The sequence below is a fragment of the Shewanella electrodiphila genome (assembly GCF_023283985.1).
GTDB classification, from domain to species: Bacteria; Pseudomonadota; Gammaproteobacteria; order Enterobacterales; family Shewanellaceae; genus Shewanella; species Shewanella electrodiphila.
Map to the genome: position 1 here is coordinate 106392 of NZ_JAKIKU010000001.1, position 17266 is coordinate 123657.

At 42.2% G+C, this 17266-nt stretch carries 14 protein-coding genes; 10 read left to right on the plus strand and 4 right to left on the minus strand.

What is annotated here, in order from left to right; translation table 11 throughout:
* The 3 genes from L2737_RS00510 to L2737_RS00520 all read left to right on the plus strand — a co-directional run bounded on the left by L2737_RS00510 (position 1) and on the right by L2737_RS00520 (position 5865).
* A complete protein-coding gene (locus L2737_RS00510; RefSeq protein ID WP_248954414.1) occupies positions 1-2445 on the plus strand; it encodes a LamG domain-containing protein in 2445 nt (814 codons plus the stop codon).
* A 101-nt stretch (positions 2446-2546) separates the two neighbouring features.
* The gene (locus L2737_RS00515; RefSeq protein ID WP_229370608.1) at positions 2547-4124 is read left to right on the plus strand and encodes a general secretion pathway protein GspF; all 1578 of its coding nucleotides are present in this window, start codon (positions 2547-2549) and stop codon (positions 4122-4124) included.
* An 898-nt stretch (positions 4125-5022) separates the two neighbouring features.
* On the plus strand, positions 5023-5865 hold the full coding sequence (locus L2737_RS00520) for a hypothetical protein (protein WP_248954415.1): 843 nt from the start codon (positions 5023-5025) through the stop codon (positions 5863-5865).
* Between the two features lie 122 nt (positions 5866-5987).
* Here L2737_RS00520 and L2737_RS00525 read toward each other — a convergent pair whose 3' ends face one another.
* The 4 genes from L2737_RS00525 to lolB form a co-directional block, all read right to left on the minus strand.
* Positions 5988-6992 carry an FAD:protein FMN transferase gene (locus L2737_RS00525; protein WP_248954416.1) on the minus strand — a complete coding sequence of 335 codons (1005 nt, stop codon included), beginning with the start codon at positions 6990-6992 and terminating at the stop codon, positions 5988-5990.
* A gap of 205 nt (positions 6993-7197) precedes the next feature.
* Complete coding sequence (locus L2737_RS00530) at positions 7198-8145, minus strand: ribose-phosphate pyrophosphokinase (protein ID WP_102528060.1); 948 nt, start codon at positions 8143-8145, stop codon at positions 7198-7200.
* A 104-nt stretch (positions 8146-8249) separates the two neighbouring features.
* The gene (ispE, locus tag L2737_RS00535) at positions 8250-9134 is read right to left on the minus strand and encodes a 4-(cytidine 5'-diphospho)-2-C-methyl-D-erythritol kinase (protein ID WP_248954417.1); all 885 of its coding nucleotides are present in this window, start codon (positions 9132-9134) and stop codon (positions 8250-8252) included.
* Between the two features lie 101 nt (positions 9135-9235).
* Entirely contained in the window at positions 9236-9865 is a 630-nt protein-coding gene (lolB, locus tag L2737_RS00540; protein ID WP_241906410.1) for a lipoprotein insertase outer membrane protein LolB, read from the minus strand.
* A 317-nt stretch (positions 9866-10182) separates the two neighbouring features.
* On the opposite strand from lolB, the gene hemA reads away from it, so the two are divergent.
* The 7 genes from hemA (at position 10183) to kdsA (ending at position 17250) form a co-directional block, all read left to right on the plus strand.
* Entirely contained in the window at positions 10183-11433 is a 1251-nt protein-coding gene (gene hemA, locus L2737_RS00545; RefSeq protein ID WP_229368126.1) for a glutamyl-tRNA reductase, read from the plus strand.
* Positions 11434-11447: 14 nt separating this feature from the next.
* Positions 11448-12533 (plus strand): peptide chain release factor 1, encoded by a 1086-nt coding sequence (gene prfA / locus L2737_RS00550; protein ID WP_102528056.1) that lies wholly within the window; start codon positions 11448-11450, stop codon positions 12531-12533.
* An 86-nt stretch (positions 12534-12619) separates the two neighbouring features.
* On the plus strand, positions 12620-13474 hold the full coding sequence (gene prmC, locus L2737_RS00555; protein WP_248954418.1) for a peptide chain release factor N(5)-glutamine methyltransferase: 855 nt from the start codon (positions 12620-12622) through the stop codon (positions 13472-13474).
* A 146-nt stretch (positions 13475-13620) separates the two neighbouring features.
* Positions 13621-14016: a SirB2 family protein gene (locus L2737_RS00560; RefSeq protein ID WP_102528054.1), complete on the plus strand. Its 396-nt coding sequence runs from the start codon at positions 13621-13623 to the stop codon at positions 14014-14016.
* 9 nt (positions 14017-14025) lie between these two features.
* Entirely contained in the window at positions 14026-14814 is a 789-nt protein-coding gene (locus L2737_RS00565; RefSeq protein WP_248954419.1) for a SirB1 family protein, read from the plus strand.
* A 273-nt stretch (positions 14815-15087) separates the two neighbouring features.
* Positions 15088-16341 carry a DUF819 family protein gene (locus L2737_RS00570; protein WP_102528052.1) on the plus strand — a complete coding sequence of 418 codons (1254 nt, stop codon included), beginning with the start codon at positions 15088-15090 and terminating at the stop codon, positions 16339-16341.
* A gap of 60 nt (positions 16342-16401) precedes the next feature.
* Positions 16402-17250: a 3-deoxy-8-phosphooctulonate synthase gene (kdsA, locus tag L2737_RS00575; RefSeq protein WP_102528051.1), complete on the plus strand. Its 849-nt coding sequence runs from the start codon at positions 16402-16404 to the stop codon at positions 17248-17250.
* Positions 17251-17266 lie beyond the last annotated feature (16 nt).

Below are 17266 nucleotides of genomic sequence, written 5' to 3' on the forward strand. Positions count from 1 at the left end.
GTGAAATTATCTCAAAAAACCTTATCTAGCCTCTCGGTGCTGAGTTTATGTTTAACCCTCACGGCATGTGGCGGCGGTGACGTAGAAAGTAATCCGCCTCAACAGCAAGAACCAGACTCTGGCGTGTATACCGGTCCTGCACCTGCCACTGAAGACATTCAAAAATATAAAGTCTCATTGTGGGACAATATCTCAACTCAAAATCGCTGTGGAGCCTGTCATACTGAAGGTAATCAAGCGCCATATTTTGCCAGTCGAGAAGACGTTAACGACGCATACGCTGCGACTAATCCGCTGGTTGACTTAACTGATCCTGCTTCATCTCGCTTAGTTGAAAAAGTGGCTGGTGGCCATAATTGTTGGTTAGACAGTGATAGTGCTTGTGGTGAAACCATGACCTCGTGGATCAAATTGTGGTCAGATGAACGGGTCAGTAGCGCCAATACCATTGAGTTAACCGCACCAGTCATTCGAGAGCCAGGTTCAAGCAAAAGTTTCCCAGATGACAGTGCGCTATTTAGCCAACATGTTTACCCCATTGTTAGCCAGTACTGCGTTGATTGTCATAACGAAGGAGCGACTTTTGCTCAGTCACCTTTCTTTGCCAGTAACGATATAGCTCAAGCTTACGAATCGGCTAAAAATGTCATCAACATCGATGAGCCATCTCAGTCTCGATTAGTGGTTCGTTTAGGCAGTGAGTTTCATAACTGTTGGACAAATTGCCAAGAAAATAGCAATGAAATGCTTGCGGCTGTTACAGCGATGAGTGATGCAATTGCTGTCGATGAAATTTCACCAGAAATGGTGGTGTCTAAATCACTACGCTTAACGGATGGTATTACCGCTTCAAGTGGTGGTCGATTTGAAACGGATGTCATTGCCTTATACCAGTTCAAAACTGGCGAGGGTTCTACTGCATACGATACCTCTGGTATCGCGCCAGAAGCGAATTTATCGCTGACGGGTGATGTTGAATGGCTCGGCAGTTGGGGCTTATCTTTTACTAATGGTAAAGCGCAGGCTAGTACCGCCAACAGTAAGAAACTCCATGATTTAATCACCTCAACTGGTGAGTTTTCAGTTGAAGCTTGGGTCACACCAAATAATGTCACCCAAGAAGGGCCTGCAAGAATCGTCACTTATTCAGCAGGTGATGATGCACGTAACTTCACATTAGGCCAGAGCCAATATAACTATGACTTTATGCTGCGCACTGAAGCTTCAAGCACCAATGGCGACCCAGCCTTAAGTACGCCAGATGCCGATGAAGTGTTACAAGCGACACTGCAGCATGTGGTATTAACTTATAACGCTACAGAAGGGCGAAAAATTTACGTCAATGGCAACTTAATTGAAGTGGCTGATGAAGATATTGCGCCGTTGGCATCTTGGGATGACAGCTTTGCGTTGATTTTAGGACGAGAGGCTTCAAACCAACATGTCTGGCAGGGTGATATTCGTTTGTTGGCGATTTATAACCGCGTACTAGAGCAAGAACAAATCAGCCAAAACTATGATGTTGGTGTAGGTGAGAAATTCTTCTTGCTGTTCTCGGTAAGTCATTTAATTGATTTGCCCAATACCTATGTGATGTTTGAAGTCAGCCAATTTGATAATTACAGCTATTTATTTACTGGCGCTTCATTGGTGAATATCGATGGTACGCCAGTGGCTGAAGCATTTGATATGCGTTCAGTTCGTATCGGGATTAATGGTAAAGAAAGTGCTCAAGGACAAGCTTATTCTAACGTAGATTTAGCCATTGAAAGCGGTCAGGCGTTAGCTGAACCTATGTCGCTGTCGGCATTAGGCACTATTATTGGTCTCGAGAAAGGTGCCAGTCAGGATGAGTTTTTCCTCACTTTTGAGCAAATCGGTGAGCATGAAAATGTGGTTGTGCCTGGGGTGATAATCACACCTGATGAGTTACCAGCAAGTACCGAAACCGCGCAAATAGGCTTAAGAAACTTTGCTGAAATTAACCACTCAATGAGTGAGTTAACTGGTGTACCTCAGCAAACAACCAAAGTGTTTGATACCTATGCGCTAGTAAAAAGCCAACTGCCGAGTGTCGAAAATATCGATACCTTTATTTCTGCACAGCAAATGGGGGTGACGCAACTGGCAATTGCCTATTGTGATGTCGCCATTGATGACGATAGCTTACGCAGCGCTTGGTTCCCTGATATTGACTTCACGCAAGAGCCAAACGTGGCATTAAGCAGCGCAGAAAGACCTAACTTGCTCAACCCGTTAATTGGTCAACTTATGCCGCTGAATTTATCGAGTCAGCCAGATGCTAACTTGGTTTATAACGAGCTGGATTCACTCGTCAGTAATTTGTCTGTGTGTGGCACAAACTGTAATGCAGAGCGAACCCAAACTATTGCTAAAGCATCATGTGCAGCAGTGTTGGCAAGTGCTGTGATGTTGATTCAATAGGAGCGTAATGATGATAAAAATACCCACACAGATCACGACGTTTCCAATATTGAAAATCGACAATCAAGCGGCGGCAAAAAAGAGTTTAAAAGGACTTCAACATGACTAAACGTACTCATCTTCACCCTGACAGTCCTTTATTGTTTTCCGATCATCGTAAACCCATGACTCGCCGTGAGTTTATCTCAACGGGCCTAGCAAAAGGTGGCCAAGCGGTCGCGGGTTTATCATTAATGAGCATGTTTGCTAACCCAAACCAAGCCAATGCTGCGTTGTCTTCTGACCTAGAAGCATTGCGAGACTCATGCGGTATTAGCGTACAAGGGGCGGGTAAAATTCCGTTTATCAGTTTCGATTTAGCGGGCGGCGCCAATATTGCTGGCTCAAATGTGCTGGTTGGTGGCGCAGGTGGTCAGCAAGATTTCTTATCGACAGCTGGCTATAACAAGCTGGGTTTACCTGGTGATATGGCACCATCGATTGCAAACCCTGATGTTGGTATGTCTGATTTTATTAATACTGATTTAGGGCTCGCGTTCCACTCTGATTCAGCGTTTTTACGTGGCATATTGGAAAAGGTGTCAGCCGATACCGCATCACGGATTAATGGTGCGGTGATCCCTTGTCGTTCTGATAACGATACGGGTAATAACCCACATAATCCTATGTATGCTATTGCGGCGGCTGGTGCTAACGGCTCGCTGATGCCACTCATTGGCTCGCGCAGCACTGACTCTGGTGGCAACTCAATGGCAGCGGCTAATTTTGTCGATTTGAGCATGCGCCCAACTAAAATCGATCGACCGTCTGATGTGACAGGGCTTGTGGATGTGGGTGATTTGTTTAACTTGTTATCTCAGCGCGATGCCGTAACGGTAATGGAAAGCATCCAGCGCATTAGCGCCCAGAAAATGGCCTCGGTGAACACTCAAGTGACTCGTGATGATGTGATTAAAGACTTAGTCAATTGTGGCTATGTGAAAAGTGCTGATTTAGCCGATCGTTTTGGTGATCCTTCGACGCTTAACCCTGTGTTAGATCCTGACATTGTGGGCCCAAGCGGTATCTTTACCATTAATGAATTTGATTCAGAATCAGAGTTCCAAAAAACCGCTTCTATTATGAAGCTGGTGGTCAATGGATTCTCTGGTGCTGGCACTGTCACTATGGGTGGTTTTGACTATCACACCGGTGAGCGTGGTACCGGTGAGTTACGAGATTTACGCGCAGGACGTTGTATGGGCGCATGTTTGGAATATGCAGCTCGTCGCAATCAACCTTTGATGATGTATGTATTCAGTGATGGCTCGGTTGCCAGTAATGGCCGCATCGATGACTCAATGGAAGGGCGAGGCAAGGGCGAATGGACGGGAGATAACTCGTCAACAGGTGCATCTTTCTTCTTGGTGTATAACCCAGCGGGTAAGCCACAATTAATGGGCTCAAGTGCCGATCAAATGGCGCAAAACCAACAAATCGGCTTTATGCGCTCTGATGCCTCAGTGGATACCGCATCAGCTCCATCGGCAAATAACGTGAACTTGCTGGTGGATACGGTGTTGCTTAACTACATGGCGTTACATGGTGAACAAGGCCAGTTCAATATGGTGGCACCAAGACAAGGTTTGGGCAACAGTGCGATGTTAGATTCGCTAACAGCGTTCCAGCCGATAGTTTGATTAAAATATAAGTTTATTTTGCTGGTTAAATTGAAAGGCTCAGAGGTTTTCTCTGAGCTTTTTTGTTTTTATATTTGTTTTTATATTTGTTTTTATATTTGTTTTTATATTTGTTATTAATTTTAACTGAAAACCAAAACTAGAATCAAAGTCGTGGCGCTTCGCCCACACCCGACGAAAGGGAAACAACAGCATTTCCCTTCTCGACATCCCTTGCCGCCCCTACGAAATTGCTCTTAAAAGCGAGCAAGCCTCATGCTTATTCAAAAATAGCTAACGCTTTAGATAGGCCATCCATGGCCAACTAAAGCTAGCCTGACTTCCTGTCAGGCTTACACTATTTTCTTCAACGCATTTCAGCAATTTCAATGGAGTCCTTGTGTCGGCTGATTCATTTGTTCAGCCCAAACTCTTAGAGTGTCTTTTTAGATTATGAATGTTCAATTTGAATTGAGGTAAGCAAGAAAATCGCGTGAGTCCAGACATGGATGTCTGGCTAGCTTTCGAGGGGAAGGGACGCCCCATCGGAAGCGTTAGCGATTTTTGCAGCTTAGTGAGGCAGGCTCAAAATATAGGCTAAAGCTGGATGATTCTCCGTTGGAAATTTTGCTTTTTAAATTTCGCCGGAGCGGCGAGGGTGATGCAAGAGGGAGTTGCCGTCCACTCCCTTTTGCTCTGGTGTGGGCGAAGCGCCACGACGTTGATCTTAATCCAAAAGAACTTTGTAAATGAAGTAATGATATAGACCTTCATCACAATTGATCAGTTCCAAATATAGATACTCGTTTATCCAACAGGACTCTGATAGAGTGCTTACTAATCAATAGCTTTGCTTTAGTAACGTTTAAGTATTTGGTTTATTAAATGTGCATGCGCACAATACAAATATTAGGTTATTATGAATATTATTTATACGTTTATAAAAAGGTTTTTTGCCTTTATTTGTTTTCTTTGGATTTCTGGCTGTGCGACACATTATGAGCCTATTATTGTCCCTGAATATTCTGGCTCTGTAAAAATCCAATCTTCTTCGGCTACTATATCTACAACCACGGAAATACCCGCTGGTGATTATTTAGTAGCTGATAGCCAAGTATTTCTTTCTGGTAGAAGTAATTTATCAAACCATTTTGGTATATTGGGAATCTTAGTCGATCAATTAAATAATTCAGTTTCATTTGACAATGAAAATGAAACATTGAGTGTAAAGTTTGATGAAGTATTAACGGATATTATCCAAAAACAGGTTTTTGATAGAGAACTTAAGATTGTAAATGATACAGAGTCACCAAATTTAATTCTGTTACCATCAGCTAAGCTTATCTTAGATTCTGATAATTTAGCTCAAATTGAATTTAGACTTACAGTTAGAATTATTGATCCAATATCGGATATTCAATCTACTAAAAATTATTATTTTTTTAATGGCAAATCACTCCCTATATCAGGTGATAACAGCTGGTCATCGGATAATGCGTCCAATCTGATTAACTACTCACAATTTGCTCTTGAGAAATTAATTAATTCAGCTTCTTTTGATTTATTTGGTAATCATAAAGATTATTCTGATAAGAAATTACGTAAATATGTATATCTAAAATTCCCTTATTCTGAAAAACCTTTGAAAGTCGTTTTGCTAAATGAGCTTGATGATTATGTGGTTGTCTCTCATGAAAATAATGGTGTATTGGTGCAGTCGACGGTTCTCGTTGTAACAAAAGATCTATTAAGTCGAAAATAACCTGACTGATATTTTTTGAAGAAGAAAATAAATTAAGTAGGTGCTGAAAATATGTTGGGTGAGAGAAAATAAGTGGAGCCTTATAACGCTCCCCCAGCACCTGCCATTAATCCACCACTTATCTAATCCTGTTGTAGTCCCTCTGATACATGTAACGTCTGTTGATTATCAATAATAATCGCTTCGTATTCTGGCAATTGGTTAATCAGCGTCATGCCTTGTTGTAAGCCTTTTACAAATACGGCTGTTGATAGGGCATCAACGTAAGTTGAGTTTTTACCAATGATGGATACGCTGACCACTTTTCTGGCCGAGTCGCCGGTTTTAGGATTAATGATGTGATGGTAGCGCACGCCATTTTCGATGAAGTAGCGCTCGTAATCACCTGATGTTGAAATTGACTCGTTAGCCAGTGGTAATTGCACCGCTGTTTTTTCAGCGGCTCTAGGGTGCTTAATACCGACAAACCATGGGCGGCCGCGTCTGTCACCGAGCAGTCCTGTATCACCACCTGCGCTGACTAAGGCATGCTTAATACCTGCAGCTTGTAAAATGGCTAAGCATTGCTTAACGGCATGTCCTTTAGCTATTCCGCCTAAATCAATCCGTACATCTTGGTTTTTAAAACGAACACTAGATTGTGATTTGTCTAAGGTTACTGCGCGGTAATCTATAGCTTCGAGGGCTTGGTTTATCTCGGGTTTCGCTGGCTTTTGTCCTTGGCGGTAATCGTATTGATAACCAATTGAGGCGTAAGTGATATCAAATGTGCCGTTTGTCAGCTCAGCAATCTTGTGTGAATCAAGCAGCAAATCAAACAGTTCTTGATTAATCACAACGGCTTCTTTTCCTGCCAGTTGGTTGATTTTGCTTAATTCGCTGTCTGCTTTATAAGGACTCATTAATCGGTCGATGCGATGCATTTCTTGTTCGACGGCGATGATGAGGTTATCTGCAGTTTGTTGTTGAGTTAAACCTGTATTCTTATTTGCTTCTGAAAGCCAAAATTCAACATGAGCTTGGGTCCCCATGACTTCAAAGCTCTTTTGATGCCACTGCGCAGTGGCTTGAGTGGATAAGATTAGGCCAACAAAACACAGTGAGATTAATGAGAAAGGCTTAAACATGGGTAATGACTTATTGTTGAATTATTTTTATAGCCAATAGGGTACTGAGTTATGGGTTATTAATCTAGATTGATTTATGCCAAATAACAGCCAATAAAAAACGCACTCGATTGAGTGCGTTTTTTCGATGTCGGCGCTAAGTCGAAGACCTAACTCAAAGATCTAAGCCAGATACCTTAAGCCAGCGACTAATTCAAATAATTGATTAGTGACGGAACATCGCTGAGATAGACTCTTCGTTGCTTACACGACGAATCGCTTCGGCAAGTACTGCTGACATTGTCAGTTGAGTCACTTTCTCTACTTTTAACATTTCAGGGCTTAATGGCACAGTGTCAGTAACGATGACTTCATCAATCACTGATTCTGCGATGTTAGCCGCTGCATTGCCTGAGAACACTGGGTGAGTTGCGTAAGCAAAAACACGGTTTGCGCCATGTTCTTTTAATGCTTCAGCAGCTTTACAAAGTGTGCCGCCAGTATCGATCATGTCATCTACGATGATACAGTCGCGACCTTGTACGTCACCAATGATATGCATTACCTGAGCAACGTTCGCTTGTGGGCGACGCTTATCGATAATTGCTAAGTCAGAATCATCAAGTAGTTTAGCTACAGCGCGAGCACGTACTACACCACCAATGTCTGGAGAAACCACAACTGGGTTATCAAGTTCTTTACCTAACATGTCTTCTAGCAGTACTGGGCTACCGAACACGTTATCAACTGGCACATCAAAGAAACCTTGAATTTGCTCAGCGTGTAAATCACAAGTTAGTACGCGGTCAACACCAACACTTGAAAGGAAGTCAGCAACAACTTTCGCAGTAATTGGTACACGAGCACTACGTACACGACGGTCTTGACGAGCATAACCGAAGTAAGGAATAACGGCAGTGATACGGCCTGCAGATGCACGACGTAAAGCGTCAACCATGACGATAAGTTCCATCAGGTTGTCGTTAGTCGGCGCACAAGTAGACTGGATGATGAATACATCAGCACCACGTACGTTTTCATTGATTTGAACACTGATTTCACCGTCGCTGAAACGGCCTACTACTGCATCGCCAAGTTTGCAAAATAAACGGTCGGCTATTTTTTTGGCTAGTTTAGGGGTAGCGTTACCAGCAAAGAGCTTGATATCGGGCACTTTATGAACCTCAGGTGTTGGCTTTAATGTTAGTGGCTAAAAATGTAGATAAAATACTGTGAACTGAACAGTTGGTTTTACCGTATTACACCTTTAGAAATATTTTAGCTTTGGCTTAATCGAGTCAATAAAGGTGACTGATTCAAGCCTTTAGCAACAAAACCATGCATATTTGTTGGCAGTTTTGCCAGTGCATCTAATGCGGTTTGCTGCTGTTCGAACTCACCGAAGACGCATGCGCCAGATCCGGTCATTCTTGACGGCGCATATTCTACCAGCCAGCTTAATGCATTGGCAACTTGAGGGTGCTTTTCTGCGACCAACTTCTGACAATCATTTGTCCAATTCTTATGCATTAATGTATCTATTGCTAATTTAGGCGTGTTACGAGGAAGCAATGGATCTTGGAAAATTGCCTGAGTCGATACATGTACATCTGGCACGATCACTAAATAGTATAGCTCTTGTGGTTCAACGTTGATGAGTCGTTCACCGACACCTTCGGCAAAAGCAGAAAAACCATTAATAAAAACAGGGACATCCGCACCAAGTTTGAGGCCGATTTCAGCCAAGGTTTGTTGCGGTAAATTCAATTTCCACAGCCGATTTAAGGCGATTAATGTGGTTGCTGCGTCAGAAGAACCGCCACCTAATCCCCCCCCCATAGGTAAATTTTTACGTAACCAAATTTCTGCGCCGCCTTGATAATTGCAATATTCTTGTAATGATTTTGCGGCCTTTAGAATTAAGTTATCTTTTTCTGCGACAACTTTAGATAATTCTGAATGTAAGGTTAATGTTTTATTTTCTGTGGGCAAAAAGTCCAGGTAATCACATTGGTCAATAAACTGAAATAACGTCTGTAGCTCATGATATCCATCACTGCGCTGGGCTGTAATGTGCAAAAACAAGTTTAACTTTGCTGGTGCTGGCCAGTTTGCTGAAATAGAGGCTGAAGTTTCATGAGTATTCAATGTTGCGGTGGTCATATAACGCTTCTTTATTAAAGGGCTTATTAGGTTAACTTTATTAGCTTAACGGATTTAACTGAACTGATTTAACTTAACTAATTTATCGTAGTGACGGTAAATTAACGGTTTTCAAGCATTGGCGCTAAAGCTTGCCATTGATTAATTTGAATCTTGATCTGTACATCAGCTCGATTAATTTGTAACAATCTTGGCACATTGGCGCCGCTTTGCTGCTGATAACTCATAAACTTGACTTGCCAATCTCCACTGATGTCTTTACTGGTAAAGGCTTTAATGCTGCCATCAGGGTGATATGCTTCAATTTGGTCGTCACTGGTGACTTGACCTGTAATCCAAAGTGGCAATTTATTCAATGGGATCTGCATGCCGCTAACACGTGAGATTAGCTGCTGTGGATCTCTGTCTGTATAGGTTTTGCCTTGTACATCGATACTGGCGAGGCCTTGTTTTGAGCTTAGCGACAGTACCGTTGTGCCAATCACAGTAGTGAGTGTTAATTCATCATGAGGCTGATTAAAGCTATGGTCATGAAACCAGAATAGATTAGTACTAAATTTGTCGGCGTCAGAACGAAAAGCAAGCTTACCTTGTAACTCCCAAGCTTTAGTTTCACTGGCCTGGTTGACATCAATATTGGTGAGTTTATGGGGAGGCTTAACCGAACAAGCGGTAAGAAAAAGACAACAAACTAACATCATGCGTTGCAGGGAAAATGTTAAATATCGCAAAAGAATTCGCTACCTATATATAGTGATGCTTTATTCTACTGACCTAAAGCACGATTGTAAAAATCCATTTTGATTTTTGGGTTTTTATTAACCTATAGAAGTAAATATAATAAGAAAGCTTTGCTTGTTAGGCGTTTATAGGCATCATAATGTTTAATAGAATTGGTCAACTTTCCTATATTTTTGTTAACAAGATAGAATAATTAGAAAAAATATAGACAATTATTCGGTTTTGTTAAGCCAATTGTGTTTTTAGTTTTATCAATTAAGTAGAATAGCCTAATTAATGATCCCGCGAAGAACTTAAAACGAGTCAAATGAGCCTAGTAGCAATCGGAATAAATCATAAAACCGCCACAGTCGACCTTCGCGAGAAAGTCGCTTTTTCACCAGATAAAATTCATGACGCCATGAAGAGTCTGGCGAGCCGCACTAGTTCTGGCGAAGCCGTTATCGTGTCGACCTGTAATCGCACCGAACTCTATTGTAATAATGGCTCCAAAGCAGACATTATTGAGTGGCTTGAGGATTATCATGACTTAACTCACGAAGAGTTGTTGCCATGTATCTATAGCTATGAAAATCAAGAGTGCGTTAAGCATTTGATGCGCGTATCTTCGGGTCTTGATTCATTAGTGCTAGGTGAACCGCAAATTTTAGGGCAAGTTAAGCAAGCTTTCGTTAAAGCCAAAGAAGCGGGTACAACGGCAGTAACGATTGATCGCCTATTTCAAAATACTTTCTCTGTCGCCAAAAAAGTGCGCACCGAAACTGAAATCGGCGCCGCTGCTGTTTCAGTCGCATTTGCAGCTGTGAGCATGGCGAAACATATTTTCTCCTCACTAAGTACCACCAATGTGTTGCTAATTGGTGCGGGTGAAACCATTGAACTGGTTGCCAAGCATTTAAAAGACAATGACGTCGCCGGTATTGTGGTTGCTAACCGAACGGTTGAGCGTGCACAAGCCATGTGTGAAGAGTTCAATGCCACAGCAATTACCTTACAAGAAATACCAGACTATCTACCTAAAGCCGATATCGTGATATCCTCTACCGCCAGTCCATTACCGATATTAGGTAAAGGTATGGTTGAAAAGGCGCTGAAACAACGTCGTCATCAACCTATGTTATTAGTTGATATTGCCGTTCCACGAGATATTGAAGCAGAAGTTGGCGAATTAGACGATGCTTTCCTTTATACTGTGGACGATTTGCACAGCATCATTGAACAGAACATGGCTTCACGTAAAGAAGCCGCCGAGCAGGCAGAGATAATTGCCGATGAACAAGCCCATGTATTTATGGAGTGGGTGAGATCGTTAGAGTCTGTAGATAGTATTCGAGAATACCGTAGCCAAAGTTTGGCAATTAAAGACGAATTAGTAGAACGCGCCTTGAACAAATTGACTCAAGGTGGTGACAATGAGCAAGTGATTTTAGAGTTAGCTAATCGCCTCACAAATCGCTTAATCCATGCACCGACACAAGCGTTAACATCTGCTAGTCGTCAAGGGGACTTGAATACCTTAGGCCAATTACGCGTCACGCTTGGTTTAGATAAAAATTAAGGTAACAGAGTTAAATGAAAGAGTCGGTTATTCGCAAGCTGGAAGGCTTGCTTGAACGTAATGAAGAAGTGTTAGCATTACTAAGTGATGCGAGTGTAATTGCGGATCAAGACCGCTTTCGTGCCTTATCAAAAGAATTTTCTCAATTAGAAGACATCGTTAAAAGCTTCACTTCATTTCAAGAGGCTCAAGGTAACCTTGAGTCTGCAAACGAAATGTTAGCTGAAGATGACGCTGAAATGCGCGAAATGGCGCAAGAAGAAATCAAAGAAGCAAAGTCTGAAATTGCCCGTCTTGAAGACGAATTGCAAATTTTGCTCCTACCTAAAGATCCTAATGACGATCGTAACGCCTTTATTGAAATCCGCGCAGGTGCGGGTGGTGATGAAGCGGCAATTTTTGCTGGTGACTTATTCCGTATGTATTCACGTTACTGTGAATCAAACAAGTGGCAGCTTGAAATCATGAACGCTAACGAAGGCGAACATGGTGGCTTTAAAGAATTGATCGTTCAAGTTTCTGGTGAAGGTGTTTACGGTAAGCTTAAGTTTGAATCTGGCGGACATCGTGTTCAACGTGTACCAGAAACAGAATCACAAGGCCGTGTACATACTTCTGCTGTTACTGTGGTTGTATTGCCAGAAGTACCAGAAGCGGAACAAATTTCGATTAACCCAGCTGACTTAAAAGTCGATACTTTCCGCGCATCAGGTGCGGGTGGTCAGCACGTCAACAAAACCGATTCAGCAATCCGTATTACTCACGTACCATCAGGTATTGTGGTGGAATGTCAGGATCAACGTTCGCAACATAAAAACCGTGCACAAGCAATGAGTGTGCTTTCGGCACGTTTGCAAGCGGTTGAAGATGAAAAGCGTCGTAGTGAAGAAGAATCAACTCGTCGTAACTTGGTTGCCAGTGGCGATCGCTCTGAGCGTATTCGTACTTATAACTTCCCACAGGGTCGTATGAGTGAGCATCGTATCAACTTAACCTTATATCGCTTAAATGAAATCATGGAAGGCGACTTAAACGTTATCATTGAGCCATTGATGCAAGAAGAACAAGCCGATTTGCTTGCAGCATTAGCTGACGATTAATTTCAAAGACTTATTTTAATAGCAAGTTTTAATAGCTAGTTTCAATAGCTAGCTTCAATAGCTATTAAAATGACTAAGGAACGACGTTGCCACAATCTTCTTTTTCTACCATTGCGGAATCTTTGCAGTGGGCGTATAGCCAATTAGTCGACTCATCCGAGTCGGCTAACATCGATGCAGAAGCCTTGCTTCTGCATTGTCTTAATAAACCCCGTAGTTACCTTTATACTTGGCCTGAAAAAGTGCTTACAGCCGATCAGTTTCATGCTTATAAAGCCATGATTGAAAAGCGTAACCAGGGAACACCTGTTGCTCATATTATAGGTGAACGTGAGTTTTGGTCGCTGCCATTTATTGTTAATGCTACTACGCTTATTCCACGCCCTGATACGGAAATTTTAGTGGAAACTGCTCTAAATTTGCCTTTGGAGAAAGATGCTAAAGTATTGGATTTAGGCACAGGAACAGGGGCAATTGCACTTTCGCTGGCGTCAGAACGACCACAATGGCATATGACTGCAATCGATAAGGTCGACGATGCGGTTGAACTGGCTAAAGCCAATCGTGAAAACCTCAATTTGCCCCAGGTAAACATCTTGCAATCAGATTGGTTTAGCGCAGTTGCCCATCAAGATTTTAATTTGATTGTTTCTAATCCGCCTTATATTGACGAAACCGATGTTCACCTTGATTTAGGTGACGTACGTTTTGAGCCATCAAGTGCGTTAACTGCAGCTGAACAAGGCTATGCCGATTTATTCCATATTGCCGAGCATGCAACAGCCTATCTATCTGAAGGCGGCTATTTATTGCTAGAGCATGGTTTTGAGCAAGCGTTAGTGGTCAGAAAAAAGTTAATTGATCTTGGCTATGACAATGTGGCGACAGTGCGAGATTTTGGTAGTAATGACCGCTGCACATTAGGGCAATGGCAAGGTTAATTAAGCTTTTGAACCTAAGGTCATCTTCAATAAAGTCGATGGCTGACTAGGCTGTAAAAAGGCGGTTTTGCCTAACGTTGCTATCCGGTTGCTTGATGAAGTAAACTAGCGTCCATTTTATCTGTAGCTCAAAGAGAAAAACAATAATGGAAACCTTTTACAGTCTATACCCTGCTGTTAAGCACACCCACTTAACCTTCATTTTATTAAGTGTGGTATTCTTTATTACTCGCTTTGTCCTGCATATGCGCCAATCTCCAGTGATGGACAAGAAGTTCATCAAAGTTGCACCGCATGTAATTGATACCTTCTTATTATTGTCAGGACTGACATTGTGCTTCATGATCAAGCAGTATCCTTTTGTGGATGCGTGGATGACAGAGAAGTTTCTTGCAGTACTTGCTTACATCGGTCTAGGTGTAATGGCATTAAAAGGTGACCGCAATAAATTCTTTAAAATCTTTGCCTTTTTAGGCGCTATTGGATGGCTCGTATTAGCTGCCAGGCTGGCTCATTTTAAACAAGTTGTATTAATGGGTTAATAGAGTTTCATGGCTAAACATCAACTGAATGATGCAGTGAAGATCCCCGACACTGCATTCGAAATTACGCAGCATTTAGGTTTTTCTCAAGAGAAAAAAGCATTATGGGCTTGGTATGAAATTGCCGGTTCAGTAATGAGCTTACATGTTGAAGATCCGCAACAACGTTTTGAAGGTTTACTGCGTTGGTTTTATACCGACTTAGGTTTTTGTGCGCGTGAAGATTACTTCAGTGTTGAAGCTGCCGATTTAGGCAGTTGTATTATGAGCCGTCAAGGCAATAGTACAACACTGGCAACGGTCATGATCTTATTGGCTAAGCAGCTTGATATCACCTTAGATGCAGTGCTTCTTCCCGGTCAAACAGTGGTCCGTTCAAGAATTAATGACAATATCGTGTATATCGATCCGTTAACGGGTCTTGAGCTAAGTCGTCACCAATTGCATCTGTTAGTGCGCGGTGAACTTGGTAATTCGGCAATGCTAAAGCCAAAGTACCTTAAAACGGCGTCGCTTAAGCGATTAATCACCCGCATGCTGCATGAGCTAAAAGCAGGCTGTATTGTCACTCATCAATTTGAGCAGGCAATGGAGTGCTGTAACTTACTCCTACAATGGCATCCTGATGACGTTAATTTAAATCGCGAACGTGCTTTTATTGCTCAGCAATTGGGGTGTATTAAAGTGGCGATTTCTGATTTACAGCACTTTATTGATAGCAGTCCACACGATCCCGTGACTGAAATCGTTAAAATGCAATTAAAAGAACTCAGCGACCAACCGCAAACTTACCATTAGATTTTGTTTGGTAAAGTGTGAATTCAGGCTCATTTATTGAGCCTGAATTTTTTATAATATCTACCCAGAAAATCAATAACGATTCATCAATAAAACCTAAGCAGTAGAACTGAGTTAGTAACGTTAAATTACTAACGTTAAACCATAAAAAATAGCTGTTAAAATTAACCGTTATGAGTTGATAAGCTAAAAAATAATAAACAAAAATAAGTGCTAAAAAGCACAACAATAAAAATAATTCACTATGAAATGCATTTGCAAGGGAGATTGTTCATGACTGCCACTCCGATGGTCACTAATGATGCTACGGCATTGGGCTTATTAGCCGTTATTCTAGGCTTCGTTTTCTACACCAGTTCTTCTTCACATCCATTTTGGCAAAAGTTTTATAAGTTCATTCCAGCCTTATTGTTGTGTTACTTCTTACCATCGTTATTAAATACTTTTGGTATTGTCGACGGCGATACTTCAAAACTGTATTACGTTGCCTCACGCTACTTATTACCCGCTTGTTTAGTGCTATTGATTTTAAGTGTCGATTTAAAAGCGATTTTAAGTCTTGGCCCCAAAGCGATTGTGATGTTTTTAACTGGCACCGTGGGCATTGTGATTGGCGGCCCCATTGCCTTACTGATTATTTCAGCGATTAACCCAGATGTATTGGGGGGTAATGGCCCTGATGCGGTATGGCGCGGCATGACAACTCTTGCTGGCAGTTGGATTGGCGGCGGCGCTAACCAAGCATCAATGAAAGAGATTTATGAAGCAGGCGGCAATATCTTCTCTGTGATGGTCACGGTTGATGTGATTGTGGCTAATATCTGGATGGCAGTGTTGTTACTTATGGCATCACGGGCAAAACAGATTGATGCTAAAACAGGGGCGGATACGACTGCACTTGAAGCGCTCAAGGAAAAAGTTGAAAAGTATCACGCTGAACATGCACGTATTCCGTCACTGCGTGATTTAATGTTAATTGTCGCTATTGGCTTTGGTGTCACAGGGTTAGCGCATTTTGCAGCTGACTTTTTAGGGCCATTTTTTGAAACTAACTACCCGTGGACACGAGATTACAGCTTAACCTCTAAGTTCTTCTGGTTAGTGGTACTAGTGACTTCAATTGGTCTTGCGTTATCATTTAGCCCTGTTAAACAGTTAGAAGCGGCCGGCGCATCAAAAGTCGCTTCGGCATTTTTATACATCCTTGTGGCGACCATTGGTTTGCACATGGATGTCTCAAAGCTCGCTGACGAGCAAAACCTTTGGTATTTTGCCATTGGTATGATTTGGATGGTTGTCCACGCAAGCTTTATGCTGATTGTCGCTAAACTGATAAAAGCGCCGCTGTTTTATATGGCGGTTGGCAGCCAAGCTAACGTTGGCGGCGCAGCATCAGCACCAGTGGTTGCTGCAGCATTCCACCCTGCATTAGCACCTGTTGGCGTGTTATTAGCGGTATTGGGTTATGCTGTAGGAACTTATATGGCGTGGTTATGTGGACAGTTACTGCAGATTATTGCTGTTTAGCCCCATTTTATGTCGCGTTAAACACTTAACGCGACGAGTATTGATAAAAGAGAACTGACTATGGAACAAAAAATCATTGGTTTGAACGAACTTGAAATTGCAAATGACAAACCGTTTGTTTTATTTGGCGGCATGAACGTGCTTGAGTCTCGTGATTTGGCCATGTCGATTGCAGAGCATTATGTTGAAGTGACACAAAAGCTAGGCATTCCGTATGTATTTAAAGCCTCTTTTGATAAAGCTAACCGTTCATCAGTTAACTCATACCGTGGTCCAGGTATGGAAGAAGGCTTGAAGATTTTTGAAGAAATCAAATCAACCTTTAATGTGCCTATCATTACCGACGTACATGAAATTCATCAGTGCCAACCAGTGGCAGATGTGGTTGATATCATCCAGCTGCCAGCATTTTTGGCCCGCCAAACCGATTTAGTGGTTGCTATGGCGGCAACGGGTTCAATCATTAACGTGAAAAAACCGCAGTTTTTAGCGCCACATGAAATGCGCCATATCATTAAAAAGTTTAATGAAGCGGGTAACGACAACATTATTCTTTGTGAACGTGGTTCAAGCTTTGGTTACAACAACTTAGTTGTTGATATGCTAGGTATGGATGAAATGAAGCAGTCTGGTTACCCAGTCATTTTTGATGCGACTCATGCGCTGCAACGTCCTGGTGGACGTACAGACAGTGCCGGTGGTCGCCGCGCTCAAGCAACTGAGCTTGCACGTAGCGGTATGGCATTAGGTCTTGCGGGTTTGTTCATTGAAGCGCATCCAGATCCTGATAACGCGAAATGTGACGGCCCATGTGCATTGCCACTTAATCAGTTAGAAAACTACTTAACGCAGATGAAAGCGGTAGACGATTTGGTTAAATCATTTGAGCCAATTGATACCAGTAAGTAGATAATCGATTCTATAA